The sequence below is a fragment of the Micromonospora sp. NPDC048830 genome (genome assembly GCF_043198215.1).
Taxonomy (GTDB): domain Bacteria; phylum Actinomycetota; class Actinomycetes; order Mycobacteriales; family Micromonosporaceae; genus Micromonospora.
In genome coordinates, this window is record NZ_JBICUP010000008.1 from 60,828 (window position 1) to 77,500 (window position 16,673).

Consider the following 16,673-nt stretch of genomic DNA (forward strand, 5'->3'; position numbering starts at 1 on the left):
TGCGAACTCATCTCGTGTCCCTCAGCGCTGCCGTCCGCCGGGACGTCACATCGGAGCCGCCCAGCTCGGTGCAGGCGGAGAAGGGGGACCCCCGCGGCCCGGCGGGCGGGCGCTCGGGTTGCCGATCCGGCCGGGGCGCGGTCCACTGAACTACATGGGTGGAATTCGGGTGGGCACGGCGTCCTGGGCCGACCGGATGCTGCTCTCCTCCGGCTGGTATCCCCGGGCGGTCAACACCCCCGCCGGCCGGCTCGGCTACTACGCCCAGCGGTTCGGACTGGTCGAGGTGGACACCTCGTACTACGCGGTGCCCGCGCCGGAGACGACCGCCGGTTGGGTCGACGCCACCCCGCCCGGGTTCACCTTCGACGTCAAGGCGTTCAGCCTCTTCACCGGCCACCCCACCCCGGTCACCGCGCTGCCGAAGGACCTGCGGCCGGCCGCCGGCGCCGCCCGGATCCGGTGGCGGGACCTGCCCGCCGGGGCGTACGACGAGCTGTGGCGCCGGTTCCGGGCGGCGCTGGAGCCGATCGCGGCGGCCGACCGGCTCGGCGCGGTGCTGCTGCAGTTCCCCCCGTGGCTGGCGCGCGGCGCCGCCGCCGAGCGACGCATCGTCGAGCTGGCGCGGCGGCTGCGGCCCTGGCGGGTGGCCGTGGAACTGCGGCACGGCTCCTGGTTCGCCGACGACGCCGCCCTGCGCACGCTGGCGCTCCTGCGCGAGCACGACCTCTCCTTCGTGTGCGTCGACATGCCGCAGGGGTTCGCGTCGTCGGTACCGCCGATCCCGGTCGCCACCGCCGAGCTCGCCGTGGTCCGGTTCCACGGCCACAGCGACGCGTGGGAGAGCGGCGACAAGCAGGACCGGTTCCGGTACGCCTACGGCGAGCGCGAGCTGCGGAACTGGGCGCAGCTGCTCGTCGAGCTGGCCGAGCGGTCCGCCGAGCTGCACGTGCTGTTCAACAACTGCTGCGGCGACCAGGCGCAGCGGGACGCCGCCCGCCTCGCCGGCATCCTCGCCGAGCGGGGCGCCCCGGTCGGCGCGGCGGCGGGGCCGGCCGGCCACCCCTGATCCGGCTCGCGGGGCGCCGGTACCGGTCAGGCCGGGCGGCCGACCTCGACGACGACGCCGCTGGCCGGGCGGGTGGGGATGCGGTGCAGGGGAATCGTCAGGTCCTGCTCCGGCAGCCGGTGATCCAGGCGGGCCAGCCGGACGGACAGCTCGCGCAGCAGGGCCACGGTGATCTTCTCGCCGGGGCACCGGTGCCCGGTGCGGGGATCGCCGCCGCCCTGCGCCACCAGCTCGAACTCGCCGATCTCCCGGCCGACGAAGCGGCCCGGGTCGAACCGGTACGGGTCCGGCCAGAGCCGGGGGTCGTGGTTCTGCCCGTACAGGTCGAGCAGCACCAGCGCGCCGGCCGGGATGTGCACGCCCCGGAATTCGAGGTCGCCCACGGCCTTCCCGCCGACGAACGGGGCGAACGGGTAGAACCGCCGCACCTCGTGGGCGAACGCCTCCGCGAACGCCAGGTCGCCGGCGCGCAGCCGCTCCCGGTGCGCCGGCCAGCGGTGCAGGGCGTGCGCGGCGAAGGCGACGAACCAGCTGACCGCCACGGTCGGCCGCAGGATGTTGAGTAACTCCACGGCGGCGGTCCGGGCGTCCAGCGGCCGGCCGTCGGCGTCCCGGTGCCGGGCCACGGCGGTCACGGCCGAACCGTCGGGCACCCGCACCGTGCCCGCGCGTACCGCGTCCACCAGCCCGGTGAGCCTCGCCTCCCGGCGCCAGCGCGCCAGGCGGGCCCGCCAGTGCCGGGGGCCCGCGGTGGCGAAGCCGTCCACCATCGCCACCAGGTCTGCCGCGAAGCCGGGCACCTCGCCGGCCGCCAGCGGCACGCCGGTCCAGTCGCACACCGCCCGGGTCAGCAGCTCGGCCGTGGCGTCGAACAGCACCACGGAGGGTCGGCCGGCCCAGTCCCGGGCCGCCCCCGCCCAGGCCGCGCCGGCCCGGTCCACCAGCCCGTTGACGTCCCCCGCCATGAGCAGGCCGGTGAACAACGCCCTGCGGACGCGGTGCGCCTCGCCGTCGAGGCTCTGCACCGCGCCCTGCCCGAACAGCGTGCCGCGCACCGGCTCGGGGATGGCCCCGTGCCGGCGGACGTGCCGCTCGTCGTAGAAGAAGCGGGCCGCCTCCGGGCCGCGCAGCGCGACGGTCCGCAGGCCGAACAGCCGGGTGACCAGCACGTCGCCGCCGGACCGGCGCAGCCGGTCCGGCAGCCAGGCGTACCCGCGCAGCGCCAGCGGCAGGGTGTCGTCGAGGCGGAGCCGACCATGACCGGGCATGACCCCCTGGTGCCCCGGTCGCCGGCCGGCAAACGCCCGCGCTCGCGTCACCGGCCCGTCGAACCGTCGCGGCTGACCCCTTCGGGGCGCATGCGGGTCGCCTCCTCCAGGGCGTTGTCGGGCAGGTCGCCGTCGGCGTCCTCGGTCGGGAAGGTCCGCCGGGACGGCGCGGGGTCGGGCGGCGCGCCGGGGCCGGCCTCCGGGACCCGCGACGGCTCGACCGTGCCGAAGCCGTGCCGCCCCGCCGGTGGGGTCGGCGCCGACGGCTCGCCGGCCCGCTGGTCGCCGCGGCCGCCCGGCGCCACGGCGGTCTGCTCGCTGCCCTCGTTCATCGGCGAGTCCTCGCCGGCGCCCCACGGCGGGCCGGCGTCGAAGTCGTCTCCGCTGGTGCCGTACGGGCCGGGGGCCTGGGGCCCGGGCGTGCTCCCGCCGCTCGTCGATCCGTCCCTGCTCGTCATGGCCACCTCGCTGGTCGGGTCGGGTCTGGCGTACCGGTGCTGGTTGCCCGTCCCCGCGCCGCGCATGCCCCGACCGCGGGGCATGCGCGGCGGGGCGGTCAGCGGCCGGACATGGCCATGCGGCGCTTGGCGGCGGCCATACCCGCCATCTTTCCCGTCGTCCTCGGCATGCCGGAGCGCCGGTTCTTCATGGCCATGCGGCGCGTGGCCAGGCCGATCGCTGCCATCGTGCCCATCGCCTTCGGGGAGCCGCCCAGCATGCCCACCCGGGTCAGCATTCCCCGGAAGACCTGGCCGGGCTTCTGCTGCTCGCCCATGTACGCGCTCACCACCACGAGCGCGCCGGTGAGCGCCGGGACGGCCCACTGGAGCAGCTTCATCTGCCGCTGGCAGGAGGCGACGTTCGCCGGGGTGTGCGAGTTCGGTTCCGTCGTCCCCTCGACCGGCGGGCCGCCCGCCTTCTGCAGCCGCATCCCGAGCAGCCGGCTGTACCCGGTGACCGCGAGCGCGCCGAGCGTCAGGCCGGTCTTCAGGGCGCTGACCCGGCCCACCCCGCGCTGGGTGACCACCCGGGGGCTCTCCGTGACCAGTTCGCCGACCGCGCCGGTCAGGTGGGCGCCGATCGCGGCGGCGTTGACCGGGGTCCAGCGGGCCCAGCCCGCCGAGGCGACCGGAAGCCGCTGGCCCGGGTCGTTGACCTTGGCCGCCGCGCCGTTGACGCCCAGCGCCCCCATCAGCGAGCCGCCGAACCAGGCCGCCAGCCCCAGGTCGTGCATCGAACGTAGTGCCGTGTGCGTTTCGGACATCTGATCCCCTTCCACCGTACGGGCGGTGCCGCATACCCGCCGCGCGCGCGAGTACTCCTGGTGTCGGAGCTCTTCTCGTCCGTGTTCGGCGGGGGTCCTGCAGGAGTCGACCGTGCCAGCGCGGGTAGGCCACCGGTGACGACGAGCGGGAGGAGACGGGCGTGTCCCAGCCGGACGAGAACCAGAGGAAGACCGCCAAGACCGACGCGGTGCTGATGCACCCGGGCAACGATCCGAACCGGGAGCCCTCCCAGGTGCCGCCGCCGGCGGAGCGGGGCCAGGTGCGGGTCGAGCGCGACGGCGAGATGGTGCCCCTCGAACCGGAGCAGTGACCGGCGGCGGGTCAGGCCCGCGCGGGGAGGCCGGCCGCGAAGCCGGGGCGGGCCCGCGGGTAGCGCGGGTCCGGGGCGGGCGCGTCAGGCCACGGCCGGAACGGGCCGGGCGGCGCGGGCGACCGCGCCGTACACCGCGCCGAGCTGCTCCGCGCAGCGCTTCCAGGAGTACCGGCTGCGGATGCGGTCCAGCGCCGCCGTGGCGTACGCGAAGCGGCGGACGTTGTCGGTGAGCAGGCGGCGGACGGCGGTGCCCAGCGCCCGCGGGTCGCGCGCCGGCACGAGGTCGCCGGTGAGGCCGTCGACGACGGTGTCGGCGATGCCGCCGACGTTCGTGCCGACCACCGGGACCCCGCACGCCATCGACTCCAGGGGGGTCATGCCGAACGGCTCGTACCAGGGGGCGGCGACCAGCAGGTCCGCCGAGCGGTACCAGGCCGGCATCTCCTCGCGCGGCACCGCCCCGACCAGCCGCACCCGGTCGGCGACGCCGCACGACCGGGCGAGCGCGTCGAGCCGGCGGGCGAAGGCGTCGGCGGGCAGCTGCTCGGCCCGCGGGCCGCCGACGACCACGCACTCGGCGTCCGGCACGGCGGGCAGCGCCCGGATCACGTCCGCGAAGCCCTTGCGCTCCACCATCCGGCCGACGGTCAGCACCCGGGGCCGGGCCGGGTCGCGCGGGACGGCCGGGCCGTCCGGTCGGAAGATCCGCTCGTCCACCCCGGCCGGGACCAGCGCCATCCGGGACCGGGGCACACCGAGGCGCACCAGCTCGCCGACCTCGTCCTGGCACTGCGCGACCACCCGGTCCACCGCCCGGCCCAGCGCGCGCTCGTAGCCCACCCGGCCCGGCGGGCCGCCGTCCCGGCCGCCGTGGTGCCGCCGCCGCACCGCGCCCAGCCCGTGGTACGTCAGCACCACCGGAACCCCCGCGCGGCGGCCGGCGTGCACGCCGGCCAGCCCGCTCGTCCAGTGGTGGGCGTGCGCGACATTTGGCAGCCACGCCCCGTCGCGCCACTGACCGGCCAGCCACCGGCCGAACTCGCCGAGGTGCGGCAGCAGCTCGTCCACGGGGACCCGGTCCGGCGGGCCGGCGGGCACGTGTACCACCTGGTAACCGTCCGCGGTGGACACCGCCTCCGGCAGGGCGGGGGAGTCCCGGCGGGTGTAGACCCGCACGTCGTGGCCCGCCCCGGCCAGCGCCGCCGCCAGGTCCGCCAGGTGGGCTCCGCGCCCGGCGGCGTCCTCCCCGCCTCCCACCGCGAGGGGACTGGGGTGTACCGAGACCAACCCGATCCGCATGTTCTCCTCCTCCGTCAGGCGCGGGGCACCACACGTCCGTACCCGGGGCTCCGCCGGCTAACCGGTGCGGGGGGAAGGACGGGCCCCTCGTCGACGCCCGCGGTGGCGAAGGGCGCCCCTCCCACGCCCGGCGTAGGGTCACCGCGGGTGGGATGAAGCGCCCGCCCCGCGGCGTTGACACAGTCCGTACGCGCCCTCCGGCCGCCGCGGGCGAGGAGTCCCGAGCGGCGCCGGTGCGGCCCGGACTGCGGGGCGCCGACGTCCTGTCCCACCTGCCGGTTAGGCTCGCTGCGGCGCGCCGCGCGAGGTGATCGCGCGCCCGGGGCGCCGCCCGCGTCCCCGGCCCGGCCGCCGGTGAGCGGCACCACACCGCCGAGACCTGGGAGTACGACCAGTTGACCGCACAGCCTGAGACCCTCTACGGGGCCGACGACCTGACGCACCTGGAGGGGCTGGACGCCGTCCGCAAGCGCCCCGGTATGTACATCGGCTCGACCGACAGTCGTGGCGTGGGTCACCTCGTCAACGAGATCCTGGACAACTCGACGGACGAGGGTGTCGCAGGTCACGCCACTCGGATCGCGGTGACGCTGCACGCCGACGGCTCGGTGCAGGTCGACGACGACGGCCGGGGCATCCCGACCGACGTCCACGCGAAGTCGGGCATCTCCGGCGTCGAGCTGGTGCTCACCCGGCTGCACGCGGGCGGCAAGTTCGGCGGCTCGGGATACAAGACCTCGGGCGGCCTGCACGGCGTCGGCGCGTCCGCCGTCAACGCGCTCTCCCGGCGCTTCGACGTGACGGTCCGCCGGGGCGGCAAGGTGCACGCGATGTCGTTCCGGCACGGCGTACCGGGGATCTTCGACGGCCCCGGCCCGGACGCCCCCTTCACCGCCGGGCCCGGCCTCGAGGTCGTGGGCGCGATGAAGCGCGGCGAGCGCACGGGCACCTCGATCCGGTACTGGCACGACGCCCGCTACTTCGAGACCGGCGCCGCGCTGGACGCCGAGGCGGTCCGGCTGAAGCTGCGCAACACCGCGTTCCTCGTCCCCGGCGTCCGCTACCTGCTGCGCGACGAGACCGGCGAGGAGCCGGTCGAGGAGACCTTCCACTTCCCCGACGGCCTGACCGACATGGTGGAGTTCCTGGCCCCGGCCGGCGACCGGCCGGTCTCCGGCACCCTGGTCGTCACCGGCGAGGGCACCTACCGGGAGAACGCCGCCGACGCCAACGGCGTCATGCAGTCCAACGTGCAGCGGCGGGCCGAGGTCGAGATCGCGTTCCGCTGGGGCACCGGCTACGAGCGCACCGTCGAGTGCTTCACCAACACCATCCGCAACGCCCACGGCGGCACCCACCGCAAGGGCTTCGAGCGGGCCCTGGCCCGTACGCTGGCCGACGCGGCCCGCAACGCGCGGGGCCTGCTGCGCCCCAAGGAGGACGCGCCCACCCTGGACGACGTCCTGGAGGGGATGACGGCCGTGGTGCACGTGCGCATCCCGGAGCCGCAGTTCACCTCCCAGACCAAGGACGAGCTGTCCACCGCCGGCATCACGAAGGTGCTCCAGGGGCTGGTCGAGGCGCACCTCAAGGCGTGGCTGGAGGACCGCCGCACCAAGGCCGAGGCGCGTACGGTGCTGCAGAAGATCGTCGACGCGGCCCGCGTCCGGCTGACGCAGAAGCAGCAGAAGGACGCCGCCCGGCGCAAGACCGCCCTGGAGGGCGCGGCCATGCCGGCCAAGCTCGTCGACTGCCGCTCGACGGGGGTGGACCGCAGCGAGCTGTTCATCGTCGAGGGCGACAGCGCCCTCGGCACGAGCCGGATGGCCCGCTCGTCGGAGTACCAGGCCCTGCTGCCGATCCGGGGCAAGATCCTGAACGTGCAGAAGGCCACCCTCCAGCAGGTGCTGGACAATGCCGAGTGCGCCGCGATCGTCCAGGTGCTCGGGGCCGGCTCCGGCCGCACCTTCGACCTGTCCGCCCTGCGGTACGGCCGGGTGCTGATCATGGCGGACGCCGACGTGGACGGCGCGCACATCCGTACCCTGCTGATCACGCTGTTCGCCCGGTACATGCGGCCGCTCATCGAGGCCGGCCGGCTCTACGCCGCGATGCCGCCCCTGCACAAGATCACGACGAAGGGGCGCAACCCGCAGACGGTCTACACGTACACCCAGGCGGAGATGGAGGCGACGGTCCGCCGGCTGGAGAAGGCCGGCAAGCAGATCGTCACCCCCATCCCGCGGTTCAAGGGTCTCGGCGAGATGGACGCCGACGAGCTGTGGGAGACCACGATGAACCCGGCCACCCGGGCGGTCCGCCGGATCACCCTCGACGACGTCGAGGCCGCCGAGCGGATCCTGGAGCTGCTGATGGGGGAGAAGGTCGAGCCCCGCCGCAACTGGCTGATCGACTCCGCCGACCGGGTCGACCGCGAGGCGATCGACGCATGACCACGCTGACCACGCTGGCCGCGCGCCGGGAAGGACGCTGAACGATGGCACGCCGCAAGGAATCCGCCGCGAAGGTCGAGCTGTCGGCCTTCGACCAGGCCGGCGCCCGGGTCTTCGACAACCCGCTGGTGACCGAGGTCTCCGACTCCTACCTGGAGTACGCGTTCTCGGTCATCCACTCCCGCGCGCTGCCCGACGCCCGCGACGGGCTCAAGCCCGTGCACCGGCGCATCCTCTACTCGATGCACGAGTCGGGCTACCGCCCCGACCGGGCGTACGTGAAGTCGGCCCGCGTGGTCGGCGACGTGATGGGCCGCTACCACCCGCACGGCGACACCGCCATCTACGACGCCCTGGTCCGGCTCGCCCAGGACTTCTCGCTCAACGTGCCGCTCATCGACGGGCACGGAAATTTTGGGTCCCCAGACGACGGCCCGGCCGCCGCGCGCTACACCGAGTCCCGGATGTCGCGGGAGGCCATGCTGCTCGTCGGCGAGCTGGGCGAGGACACCGTCGACGTCGAGCCGAACTACGACGGCTCGCTCACGCAGCCGACCGTGCTGCCCGCCGCGTTCCCCAACCTGCTGGTCAACGGCGCGTCCGGGATCGCGGTCGGGATGGCGACCAACATGATCCCGCACAACCTGGGCGAGGTCGTCTCGGCGGCGCGCTGGTTGATCAACCACCCGGACGCCACGCTCGACAAGCTGATGGAGTTCATCCCCGGGCCGGACCTGCCGACCGGCGGCCTGCTGCTCGGCCTCGACGAGGTGCGCCGGGCGTACGAGACCGGACGCGGCGTGGTCCGGATGCGCGCCCGCGTGGAGATCGGCCCGCTGGAGGGCAGCCGGGGCCGGCAGGCGATCACCGTCGTCGAGCTGCCGTACGGCGTCGGCGCGGAGAAGGTCATCGCGGCGATCACCAACGAGGTCAACAAGACCAAGCGGCTCACCGGCATCGCCGACGTCAAGGACCTCACCGACCGGGAGAACGGCACCCGACTGGTCGTCGAGTGCAAGGTCGGCGTCAACCCGCAGGCGCTGCTGGCCGACCTCTACCGGCTCACCCCGCTGGAGCAGTCCTTCGGCGTCAACAACCTGGTCCTGGTCGACGGGCAGCCGCAGACGCTCGGGCTCAAGGCGCTGCTGGAGGTCTTCCTGCGGCACCGCTACGAGGTGGTGACCCGGCGCAGCGCGTACCGGAAGCGCAAGCGCGAGGAGCGGCTGCACCTGGTCGACGGCCTGCTGATCGCGTTGCTGGACATCGACAAGGTGGTCAAGCTGATCCGGGCCAGCGAGGACGCCCAGGACGCCCGGGACGGCCTGATGCGCCGGTTCAAGCTCTCCGAGATCCAGGCCGGCTACATCCTGGACACCCCGCTGCGCCGGCTGACCAAGTACGACCGGCTGGAGCTGGAGGCCGAGCAGGAGCAGCTGCGCGCCGAGATCGCCAAGCTGTCCACCATCCTCGACGACCCGAAGGTGCTGCGGAAGGTCGTCTCCGACGAGCTGGCCTCGGTGGTGAAGCAGTTCGGCGCGCCGCGGCGCACCACGCTGGTCGACGGCGACCTCAAGGAGGTGCTGGCCGCGTCCGTGCCGGCCGGCCCGCTGGAGGTGGCCGACGACCCGTGCCAGGTGATCCTCTCCGCCACCGGCCTGGTGGCCCGCACCGCGGCCGAGTCGGAGGAGACCGCCGAGGGGCGTCGCCGCAACGGCCGGGTCCGGCACGACGCGGTACGCGCGCTCGTCCACTCCACCGCCCGCGGGCGGGTGCTGCTGGTCACCAGCGCCGGCCGGGCGTTCAAGATCGACGTACTGCCGCTGCCGGTGCTGCCCGAGCAGGCCGGCACGGTGTCGCTGCGCGGCGGCATGTCGGCCGCCGAGCTGGTGCCGCTGGAGTCCGGCGAGACGGTGGTCGGCCTGGCCCCGCTCGGCCCGACGGCCGAGGGCTCGCCCGGGCTGGCCCTGGGCACCCGGCAGGGCGTGGTGAAGGTGTGCGCCCCGGACTGGCCGGTCCGCTCGGACGAGTTCGAGGTGATCGGCCTGCGCGAGGGCGACGAGGTGGTCGGGGCGACCTGGCTCACCGACGGCGGCGAGACGCTCGCGTTCGTCTCGTCCGAGGCGTCGCTGCTGCGCTTCGACGCGTCCCTGGTCCGGCCGCAGGGCATCAAGGGCGGCGGCATGGCCGGCATCAACCTGCCGGCCGGGGCGCGGGTCGTCTTCTTCGGCGCGGTCCGCACCGACGCCTCGGGGCAGGGCGAGCCGATGGTGGTCACCTCGACGGGCGCGACGGTCAAGGTCACGCCGTTCGGGGCGTACCCGGCGAAGGGGCGGGCGACCGGCGGGGTGCGCGCGCAGCGGTTCCTCAAGGGCGAGACGGACCTGGTGGTCGCCTGGGTCGGCCCGCGGCCGGTCGGCGCGACGCAGAACGGGGAGCCGGTGGAGCTGCCCCCGGCCGACCCCCGCCGCGACGGCTCCGGTTTCGCGGTGATGCTCGGCCCGACGGTGATCGGCCACCTCATCGAACGCGACTGACCGGGCCTCCGTGTCGATCAAGAGGTTTGCGTCGCCCGAGGGCTTCCCGGCGACGCAAACCTCTTGATCGCGCGCAGGGGTCAGAGTTCGGGTTCCGGGCCCCGGCGGGACTCCGGCGACGTGCCGCGGAGGCGGGCGACCAGGCGCATGCCGTGGTAGATCACCAGAGCGGCGGCGGTGCCCAGGGCGATGCCGTTGAAGGAGAGGTCGCCGGCGGTCAGCCCGCCGAGCGCGGGACCGATGTCCCCGCCGGCCTTCGCGGCCAGCACCGGCGCGATGAACGCGAACGACGACCCGAGGTACGACGGCAGCCGGTTGCGGGTGATCAGCAGGAACAGCAGGGTGCCGATGCCGGAGAAGAACAGCGTGGTCGCCGGCGGGAAGCCGGTGATCAGCGGCACGGTGAACGTGGCGCCGAACATCGCCACCACGTGCTGCACGCCCACCCCGAGCGTGCGCGGCCAGGAGAGCCGTTCGTCGGGGCGGACCACGTCGCCGGGATGGATGGAACGGCCGTCGCCGTGCAGGGACCACGGGGACCAGCGGGAGCGCGGCCCGGTCGGGGTGTGGGTCATGGGAGAGAGCGCCCTTCACGTCGTGTAGTGCCAGGTGACGGGGGCGTGATCGACCCTGGGAGTCGTTTGTAGCAGCAGGGGCGGGGCGGGCCGGCGGCGGGCCGGGCGCCGGTGCGTCCACCGCCACCCGGCCTGGGCCCGTCAGTTGCCGGTGAGGGCCCGGTCCCGGCCCGGGCGGGCCTGCCGCACGATCGCCGGGGACGGCTGCGCCGGACGGAGCGTGAGCAGGCTGCCGACCAGGCCGGAGAAGAACACCACCACGCCGAGCGCGATGGCGGTGGCCGACGGCAGCACCACCCGGAGGGTCTCGTGCGGGTTCAGGTCACCGAAGCCGTCCAGCCCCCAGTAGGAGACGGCGCCGACGGTGCCCACCGTGCCGGCGAGGAGCAGGAACAGGCCGACGGCGGCGCCGGTCTCCAGCCGCAGGAGGCGGATCCACCGCTCCGACGCGCGCTGCGGGACCAGCCGCTCCTGCCGCCCGTAGATCTCGGCGAGGCCGCCGAAGAGGACGAGCTGCAGCCCGACGAGCACCATCAGGCACGCGTAGACCAGCGTGCTGACGTCGAGCCGGACCGCGCCGAGGCTGAGCGGGCCGGGGGTGAGCGTGCCCACCCCGACCAGCCCGGTCAGGGCCAGCGCGGCCCCGGGCCGGACCAGGGTCTTGCGCGGGGCGAAGACGAGCAGGAAGCGCAGGTGCCGCCACCCGTCCCGCCAGGTACGCAGGTGCGGCGGGCGGGACCTCCCGTCCGGCGACAGGGTGGTGGGCACCTCGACGACGTCGTACCCGGCCAGTGCGGCGCGGACCACCAGTTCGGAGGCGAACTCCATGCCGGGCATACACAGCCCGAGGGCGCGGATCCGCTCGGCGTTGAACCCGCGCATGCCGCAGTGGAAGTCGCCGACCCCGCGCAGCCCGAACAGCGTCCGGCCGAGCCAGCTCAGCACCGGGTTGCCCAGGTAGCGGTGCATCGACGGCATGGCCCCGGGGGCGATCCCGCCCCGGAACCGGTTGCCCATCACGACGTCGTGCCCGGCGCGCAGCGACTCGACGAACGGGCCGAGGTCCGACAGCGCGTACGAGTCGTCCGCGTCGGCCATGATGACGTACCGGCCGCGGGCCTGCTCGATCCCGTTCAGCAGGGCGCCGCCGTAGCCGCGGACCGGGGCGTGCACCACCCGGGCGCCGGCCCGCTCGGCGATCGCCTGCGACCCGTCCGTGGAGCCGTTGTCGGAGACGAGGACCTCGCCGACGACCCCGCACTCCTCGAGCGAGCGGAGTGCCTTGCGGACGCAGATCTCCAGCGTCTCAGCCTCGTTGAGGCACGGCAGCAGGACCGTGACCTCGATCTCCTGTTCCTTCGTCATGCTTCCCGTTGCTTTCTGCCGTCGGGGGCGTCAGCCGTTCCGGCTCGCCGTCGATCGGTGGGGGCCGGTCGGTCCGGGCCGACCGCAGCCGCTGCCCGCCGACAGCCGCGGCGATCGGGAGGAACGCCAGGGCCGGCAATCCGTAGCGGAGGTCGAACATCGAGGTGGCGACCGAGAAGACCATGATTCCGATGCCGATCACCGCGTAGAGCAGGGCGACCATGCGCAGCCGTGGCCCGTCCCGGCCCGGCCACGCCGCCCCGAGCAGGGCGATCAGCGTCGCTGCGGCCAGCACCAGGGGCGGCGTGACCCCGTACCGGCCGTACGCCTGCATGAACCGGCTCGCGGTGTTGGGCTCGACCTCCCGCGACGGGGCCGGCTGCCACTGGTAGTCGGGGCCGGCGGTGCGGGGCGTGCAGTCGTAGTCGACCGCCCAGTTGGTCGGGGCGGGGCGCGGCCGCCACAGGCTGGCCAGGCACGCCTCCGCCGGGCCCAGCCGGGTCGGCCAGAAGTACCGGGCCGTGTCCGACGCCACCGCCGCCAGGTAGTCGCCGGGCTGTTGCCGGATCACCTCCCGGGCGAACTCGTCGAGGTCCGCGGGCCGCTCGGCGTTGTGGATGGGGCTGTCCCGGGTCCAGATGAACCAGTCCGGCCGCTCGGGCCGCTGGTCCAGCGGCTGCGTCGGGCAGAGCCTGCGCAGGCCGGGGCGCAGCTCCAGTCGATCGCAGTCGGCGATCTGTGCGGTGCGGCCGTAGAGGAACTTGCCGCCCTCCATGCCGAGCGCGTCCCGGACCGTGCCGGTGCCGACGAACACTGCGCCGAAGAACGCGACGATGCCGAGCAGGTACGCCACCGGCGGACGCCAGCCGCGCCACGGCAGCACGAGGAACACCAGCAGCGCGCCGAGGGCGACGATGCCGGTCGGACGGGTGGCCATGCCGAGCGCGACGGCCAGCCCGGCGCCGAGGCTGGCGAGCGTGCCGGGCCGCTCCCGCCGGACCAGCAGCAGGGCGGAGACGGCCAGTGCCGCGGTGAACAGCGTCTCGGTGAGCAGGTAGTGCTCCAGCGTCAGCTGGGTGGCGTCGAGCAGGAGGGGCGCCGCGGCGAGCGCGGCCAGCCACGGCCCGACCCCGAGCCGGCGCAGCAGCAGGTACGCCGCGACGCCCAGGGCGAGCCCGGCGAGGTGCTGCACCGCCACCACCGAGGCGAGCGTGCCGGTCCACTCGAAGGCCTTGAGCAGCCACGGGAACGGCCAGCGGGGCTCCAGCTCGGGCCACTGCTGCGACCTGCGGAGGTACGCGCCGGAGTCGCCCTGGAACCAGAGCGCCGGCCGGTACGCGAGCATCATCACGAAGCGCAGCGCGAGCCCCGCGGCCAGCAGCAGGACCAGCGCGGGATGCCGACGCGACAGGTCGGCCAGGAAACGAGCGGCCCGCCGCGCGGTCAGGCGTCCAACGGGCAAGGAAGACTCCACGGGACATTACAGACGGTCATGACGCACGGTGACGTTATCATGACGCACGGGGTCATAAGCGCCGTTCGACGACGGAGCGTGTCGGCGCGCTCGGTGGTCGTGCCGCGGGTGATCTGCCATCCCTGCGCCGAACGGACCGCGCGGGCCACGTCGGACGGTCGCCGCCGCCGGCCGACCCGGCGGTCCTGACGGCTGGGCGGCTGGGCGGCGCCGGTGGCTCAGGCGACGCCGGCCGGACGGAACTGGACGCTGACCCGGGGGCCCACCGCGCGGGTGGTCTTCGGGATCGCGTGCTCCCAGGTGCGCTGGCAGGAGCCGCCCATCACGACGAGGTCGCCGTGGCCGAGCGGGAAGCGCAGGCTCGCCCCGCCGCCGCGCGGGCGCAGCAGCAGCGGCCGGGGCGAGCCGAACGAGACGATGGCAACCATGGTGTCGGTGTGCGCGGCGCGGCCCAGGGTGTCGCCGTGCCAGGCGACGCTGTCCCGGCCGTCCCGGTACAGGCACATCCCGGCGGTCACGAACGGCTCGCCCAGCTCCGGGGCGTAGTGCGCGGTCAGCGCCGCCCGCGCCCGGGTGAGCACCGGGTGGGGCAGCGGCCGGTGGGCGGCGTACCAGCACAGCAGGCGGGGCACGTCGACCTCGGCGTCGTACATGGTGCGGCGCTCGGCCCGCCAGGGCACCTCGGCGAGCAGCGCCTCCAGGACCCGGTCGGAACCGAGCACCCAGCCGGGGAGGTGGTCCACCCAGGCGCCCCGGCTCAGCGCGTGCCGGCGCAGGCCGGCGAGGGAGCCGAGGGACGGCTCGTCGACGGCGAGGTCGAGCATCGACGGCTGGTAGGCGGCACCGGACATGTCCCCACCCTACCGTTCGTTCGTACAGGCGTACGACGGCGGGCTTCCGTCACCTGCCGGTCACCTGCGGCACACGTGCGCGTCGCCGTCCGTCGCCGGGGCGGTCCTAGCGTGGTCCCGCTCCGCCCGGGTCGGGCGGATCTTCCGGTGCCGCGAGGAGGCCGTCCGTGCAGAGCCCGCCCGCCACCGCCCCGGTGGCCGCCCCGCCGGAGCGGGGCACGTCGCCCCGCCGGGCCGCCCCCCGGCTGGTCGGCTGGCTCGCCGCCGCGTGGCTCGGACCCCTGCTCGCGTACGCCCTGGGGGTCGCCGGGGTGCTGCCGGTGGTGGTGCTCGGGCTGACCGCCGCGCTGCTGCGCGGCGGCCGTACGCTGCTGGACCGGCTGGTGCTGGCCGGGGCGCTGCTGCTCGGGGCGACCTGCGCCGCCGGGCTGCTTTTCTCCGCCTGGCCGTGGGGGCTGCACCCGGTTCCGGTGGCGGGCACGGCGCTGACCGTCCTGCTCGGCGTCGCCGCCGCCACCGGCCGCCGGCCCCGGCTGCCCCGCCCGGTCCCCGCCGACCTGCTCCCGGTCGCCGCCGCGCTGGTGGCGGCCGGGGCGCTGGCCTGGCCGTACCTGCGGGCGGGCGACCTCGCAAGTCGGCTCGCGTACGCGATGACCGGCGAGGACAACAGCCGGCACCTGGCCACGGTGGAGGGGATCCGCGCGGTCGGCGGGTACCTGTTCGCCGACCCGTCGGCGGCGGCCCGGATCGCACCGGAGGGGATGGTCTGGTACCCGCAGGGCTTCCACCTCACCGCGGCGCTGCTGGACGGCTTCCTGCGCTCCTCGACCGCGCCCGCCGGCCCGGCCAGCACGCTCGACCACTACCTCGGCTGGTCGCTGGGCGCGTGGGGCCTGCTGGTGCTCGCCGTCACCTGGGCGGCGAACCGGCTCGCCGGCCCGCGCCACGACCTGCCGCGCGCGGCGGCCCTGACCGGCGCGCTCACCGCCGCCTGCCTCGGCTCGGAACTCGCCCGTTTCGTCGTGTACGGCTACCCGGGCGAGAGCCTCGGGCTCGCCGCGACGGTGCTGCTGGTGGCGCTGACCTGCCGGCCGGTGGCGCGTACGGGCACGCAGTTGGCCGTGGTCGGGGCGCTCTGCGTCGCGGTCGGCTTCGCGTACCTGATGTTCCTGCCGGTGGTCGCGGCGCTGGTGCTGGCCTGGCTGGTGCGCGACCGGCGCCGGCTGCGCCGCCGCCCGGCGGCGCTGGCCGTGATGGCGCTGCTGACCGCCGTCCTGACCCCGCTGCCGGCGGTCGCCGGCCTGCTGCGCACCGACCAGGTGGACAACGTCGCCACCGGCGGCGGGGTGTTCCCCCGCTACGACGCGTTCCTCGCGCTCGCCGGCCTGGTCGCCGCCGGCCTGTTCGCGGGCGGGCTGCGGCTGCCGGTGTGGCGGCGCTACGCGGGCGCGCTGGCCGCGGCGCTCGCCTTCGCCGGCGGCTTCCTCCTCTACTTCCGCGCGCTGGGCACCGACCCGCGCTACTACTACGGAAAGACGCTGCACCTGCTGCTGGCCGTGCTGCTCGTCGGCGCGGGCGCGGTGACCCTGCTGCTGCCCGCCCCGGGCCGCGCGGCGCAGTCCCGCCCCCGCGCGGCGCGGCCCCACGACCGCCCGGCGGAGTCCCGCTGTCGGGCGGCGCGGCCCCGCCGGTGCGCGCCCCGGTCGGCGCGCGCGCTGGCCGCGGCGGCCGTGGTGCTGGCCTGCGCGGGGCTGGCCGGTCTGCCGCGCGGCACCGGGATCTTCGCCCAGCCGTTCGGCGGACGCACGATGACGTGGGCGGCGGCCTGGTGGTCGGGCACCCAGGCCCGTCCCGGGCCGGCGGAGTTGGCCGTGCGCGCGCTGGCCCAGGCGCCGGCCGAGGCCGGCGTGGTGACCGTGGTGGTCAGCGACCGCCGCCGCGAGGGCTACCTCGCCACCCTCTTCGTCGCCACCCTCCAGGGCACGCACGGGGCGTCCGGGCCGGCCGTGTACCGGCTGCCGCTGGCCGAGCCGGCCCGCTCCGCCGCCCTGGTGGAGAGGGTGCCCGGCCGGATCCGGTTCGTCGCCGCGGACCCGGCCGCCGCCGGGATCGTCGAGGCGCTGCTGGCCGCCCACCCCGACCTCGCCGGGCGGGTCACGCTCCAGCGCCTGCGCTAGCGCCGGCCG

The 16,673-nt window shown here is 75.4% G+C and carries 13 protein-coding genes; 5 read left to right on the top strand and 8 right to left on the bottom strand.

The window, feature by feature from the left end; genetic code table 11:
- Nucleotides 1-154: 154 nt before the first annotated feature.
- Nucleotides 155-1,069, top strand: coding sequence for a DUF72 domain-containing protein (locus tag ACGFIZ_RS10200; protein WP_393417751.1), 915 nt, complete (start codon nt 155-157; stop codon nt 1,067-1,069).
- A 26-nt stretch (nt 1,070-1,095) separates the two neighbouring features.
- Here ACGFIZ_RS10200 and ACGFIZ_RS10205 read toward each other — a convergent pair whose 3' ends face one another.
- The 3 genes from ACGFIZ_RS10205 to ACGFIZ_RS10215 are packed head-to-tail and all read right to left on the bottom strand — an operon-like array spanning nt 1,096 to nt 3,601.
- A complete protein-coding gene (locus ACGFIZ_RS10205; protein ID WP_393417753.1) occupies nt 1,096-2,337 on the bottom strand; it encodes a cytochrome P450 in 1,242 nt (413 codons plus the stop codon).
- A 47-nt stretch (nt 2,338-2,384) separates the two neighbouring features.
- The gene (locus tag ACGFIZ_RS10210; RefSeq protein ID WP_393417755.1) at nt 2,385-2,861 is read right to left on the bottom strand and encodes a hypothetical protein; all 477 of its coding nucleotides are present in this window, start codon (nt 2,859-2,861) and stop codon (nt 2,385-2,387) included.
- A 32-nt stretch (nt 2,862-2,893) separates the two neighbouring features.
- A complete protein-coding gene (locus ACGFIZ_RS10215) occupies nt 2,894-3,601 on the bottom strand; it encodes a hypothetical protein (protein WP_393417757.1) in 708 nt (235 codons plus the stop codon).
- A 161-nt stretch (nt 3,602-3,762) separates the two neighbouring features.
- On the opposite strand from ACGFIZ_RS10215, the gene ACGFIZ_RS10220 reads away from it, so the two are divergent.
- Nucleotides 3,763-3,933: a hypothetical protein gene (locus ACGFIZ_RS10220; RefSeq protein ID WP_347666985.1), complete on the top strand. Its 171-nt coding sequence runs from the start codon at nt 3,763-3,765 to the stop codon at nt 3,931-3,933.
- Nucleotides 3,934-4,017: 84 nt separating this feature from the next.
- On the opposite strand, the gene ACGFIZ_RS10225 is transcribed toward ACGFIZ_RS10220, so the two are convergent.
- Nucleotides 4,018-5,235 (bottom strand): glycosyltransferase, encoded by a 1,218-nt coding sequence (locus tag ACGFIZ_RS10225; protein WP_393417759.1) that lies wholly within the window; start codon nt 5,233-5,235, stop codon nt 4,018-4,020.
- Nucleotides 5,236-5,630: 395 nt separating this feature from the next.
- Here ACGFIZ_RS10225 and ACGFIZ_RS10230 point away from each other — a divergent pair, with 395 nt between their 5' ends.
- Both ACGFIZ_RS10230 and ACGFIZ_RS10235 read left to right on the top strand, forming a co-directional pair.
- The gene (locus ACGFIZ_RS10230; RefSeq protein WP_393417761.1) at nt 5,631-7,688 is read left to right on the top strand and encodes a type IIA DNA topoisomerase subunit B; all 2,058 of its coding nucleotides are present in this window, start codon (nt 5,631-5,633) and stop codon (nt 7,686-7,688) included.
- Between the two features lie 44 nt (nt 7,689-7,732).
- On the top strand, nt 7,733-10,222 hold the full coding sequence (locus ACGFIZ_RS10235; protein WP_393417763.1) for a DNA topoisomerase (ATP-hydrolyzing) subunit A: 2,490 nt from the start codon (nt 7,733-7,735) through the stop codon (nt 10,220-10,222).
- 80 nt (nt 10,223-10,302) lie between these two features.
- Here ACGFIZ_RS10235 and ACGFIZ_RS10240 read toward each other — a convergent pair whose 3' ends face one another.
- The 4 genes from ACGFIZ_RS10240 to ACGFIZ_RS10255 all read right to left on the bottom strand — a co-directional run bounded on the left by ACGFIZ_RS10240 (nt 10,303) and on the right by ACGFIZ_RS10255 (nt 14,487).
- A complete protein-coding gene (locus ACGFIZ_RS10240) occupies nt 10,303-10,797 on the bottom strand; it encodes a solute carrier family 23 protein (protein ID WP_393417765.1) in 495 nt (164 codons plus the stop codon).
- Between the two features lie 141 nt (nt 10,798-10,938).
- On the bottom strand, nt 10,939-12,162 hold the full coding sequence (locus ACGFIZ_RS10245) for a glycosyltransferase family 2 protein (protein WP_393417767.1): 1,224 nt from the start codon (nt 12,160-12,162) through the stop codon (nt 10,939-10,941).
- Nucleotides 12,104-13,624 (bottom strand): glycosyltransferase family 39 protein, encoded by a 1,521-nt coding sequence (locus ACGFIZ_RS10250; protein WP_393417769.1) that lies wholly within the window; start codon nt 13,622-13,624, stop codon nt 12,104-12,106. Before ACGFIZ_RS10250 ends, ACGFIZ_RS10245 begins: the two co-directional genes overlap by 59 nt.
- A 230-nt stretch (nt 13,625-13,854) precedes the next feature.
- A complete protein-coding gene (locus ACGFIZ_RS10255; RefSeq protein ID WP_393417771.1) occupies nt 13,855-14,487 on the bottom strand; it encodes an alpha-ketoglutarate-dependent dioxygenase AlkB in 633 nt (210 codons plus the stop codon).
- 167 nt (nt 14,488-14,654) lie between these two features.
- On the opposite strand from ACGFIZ_RS10255, the gene ACGFIZ_RS10260 reads away from it, so the two are divergent.
- Nucleotides 14,655-16,664 carry a hypothetical protein gene (locus ACGFIZ_RS10260; protein WP_393417773.1) on the top strand — a complete coding sequence of 670 codons (2,010 nt, stop codon included), beginning with the start codon at nt 14,655-14,657 and terminating at the stop codon, nt 16,662-16,664.
- Nucleotides 16,665-16,673 lie beyond the last annotated feature (9 nt).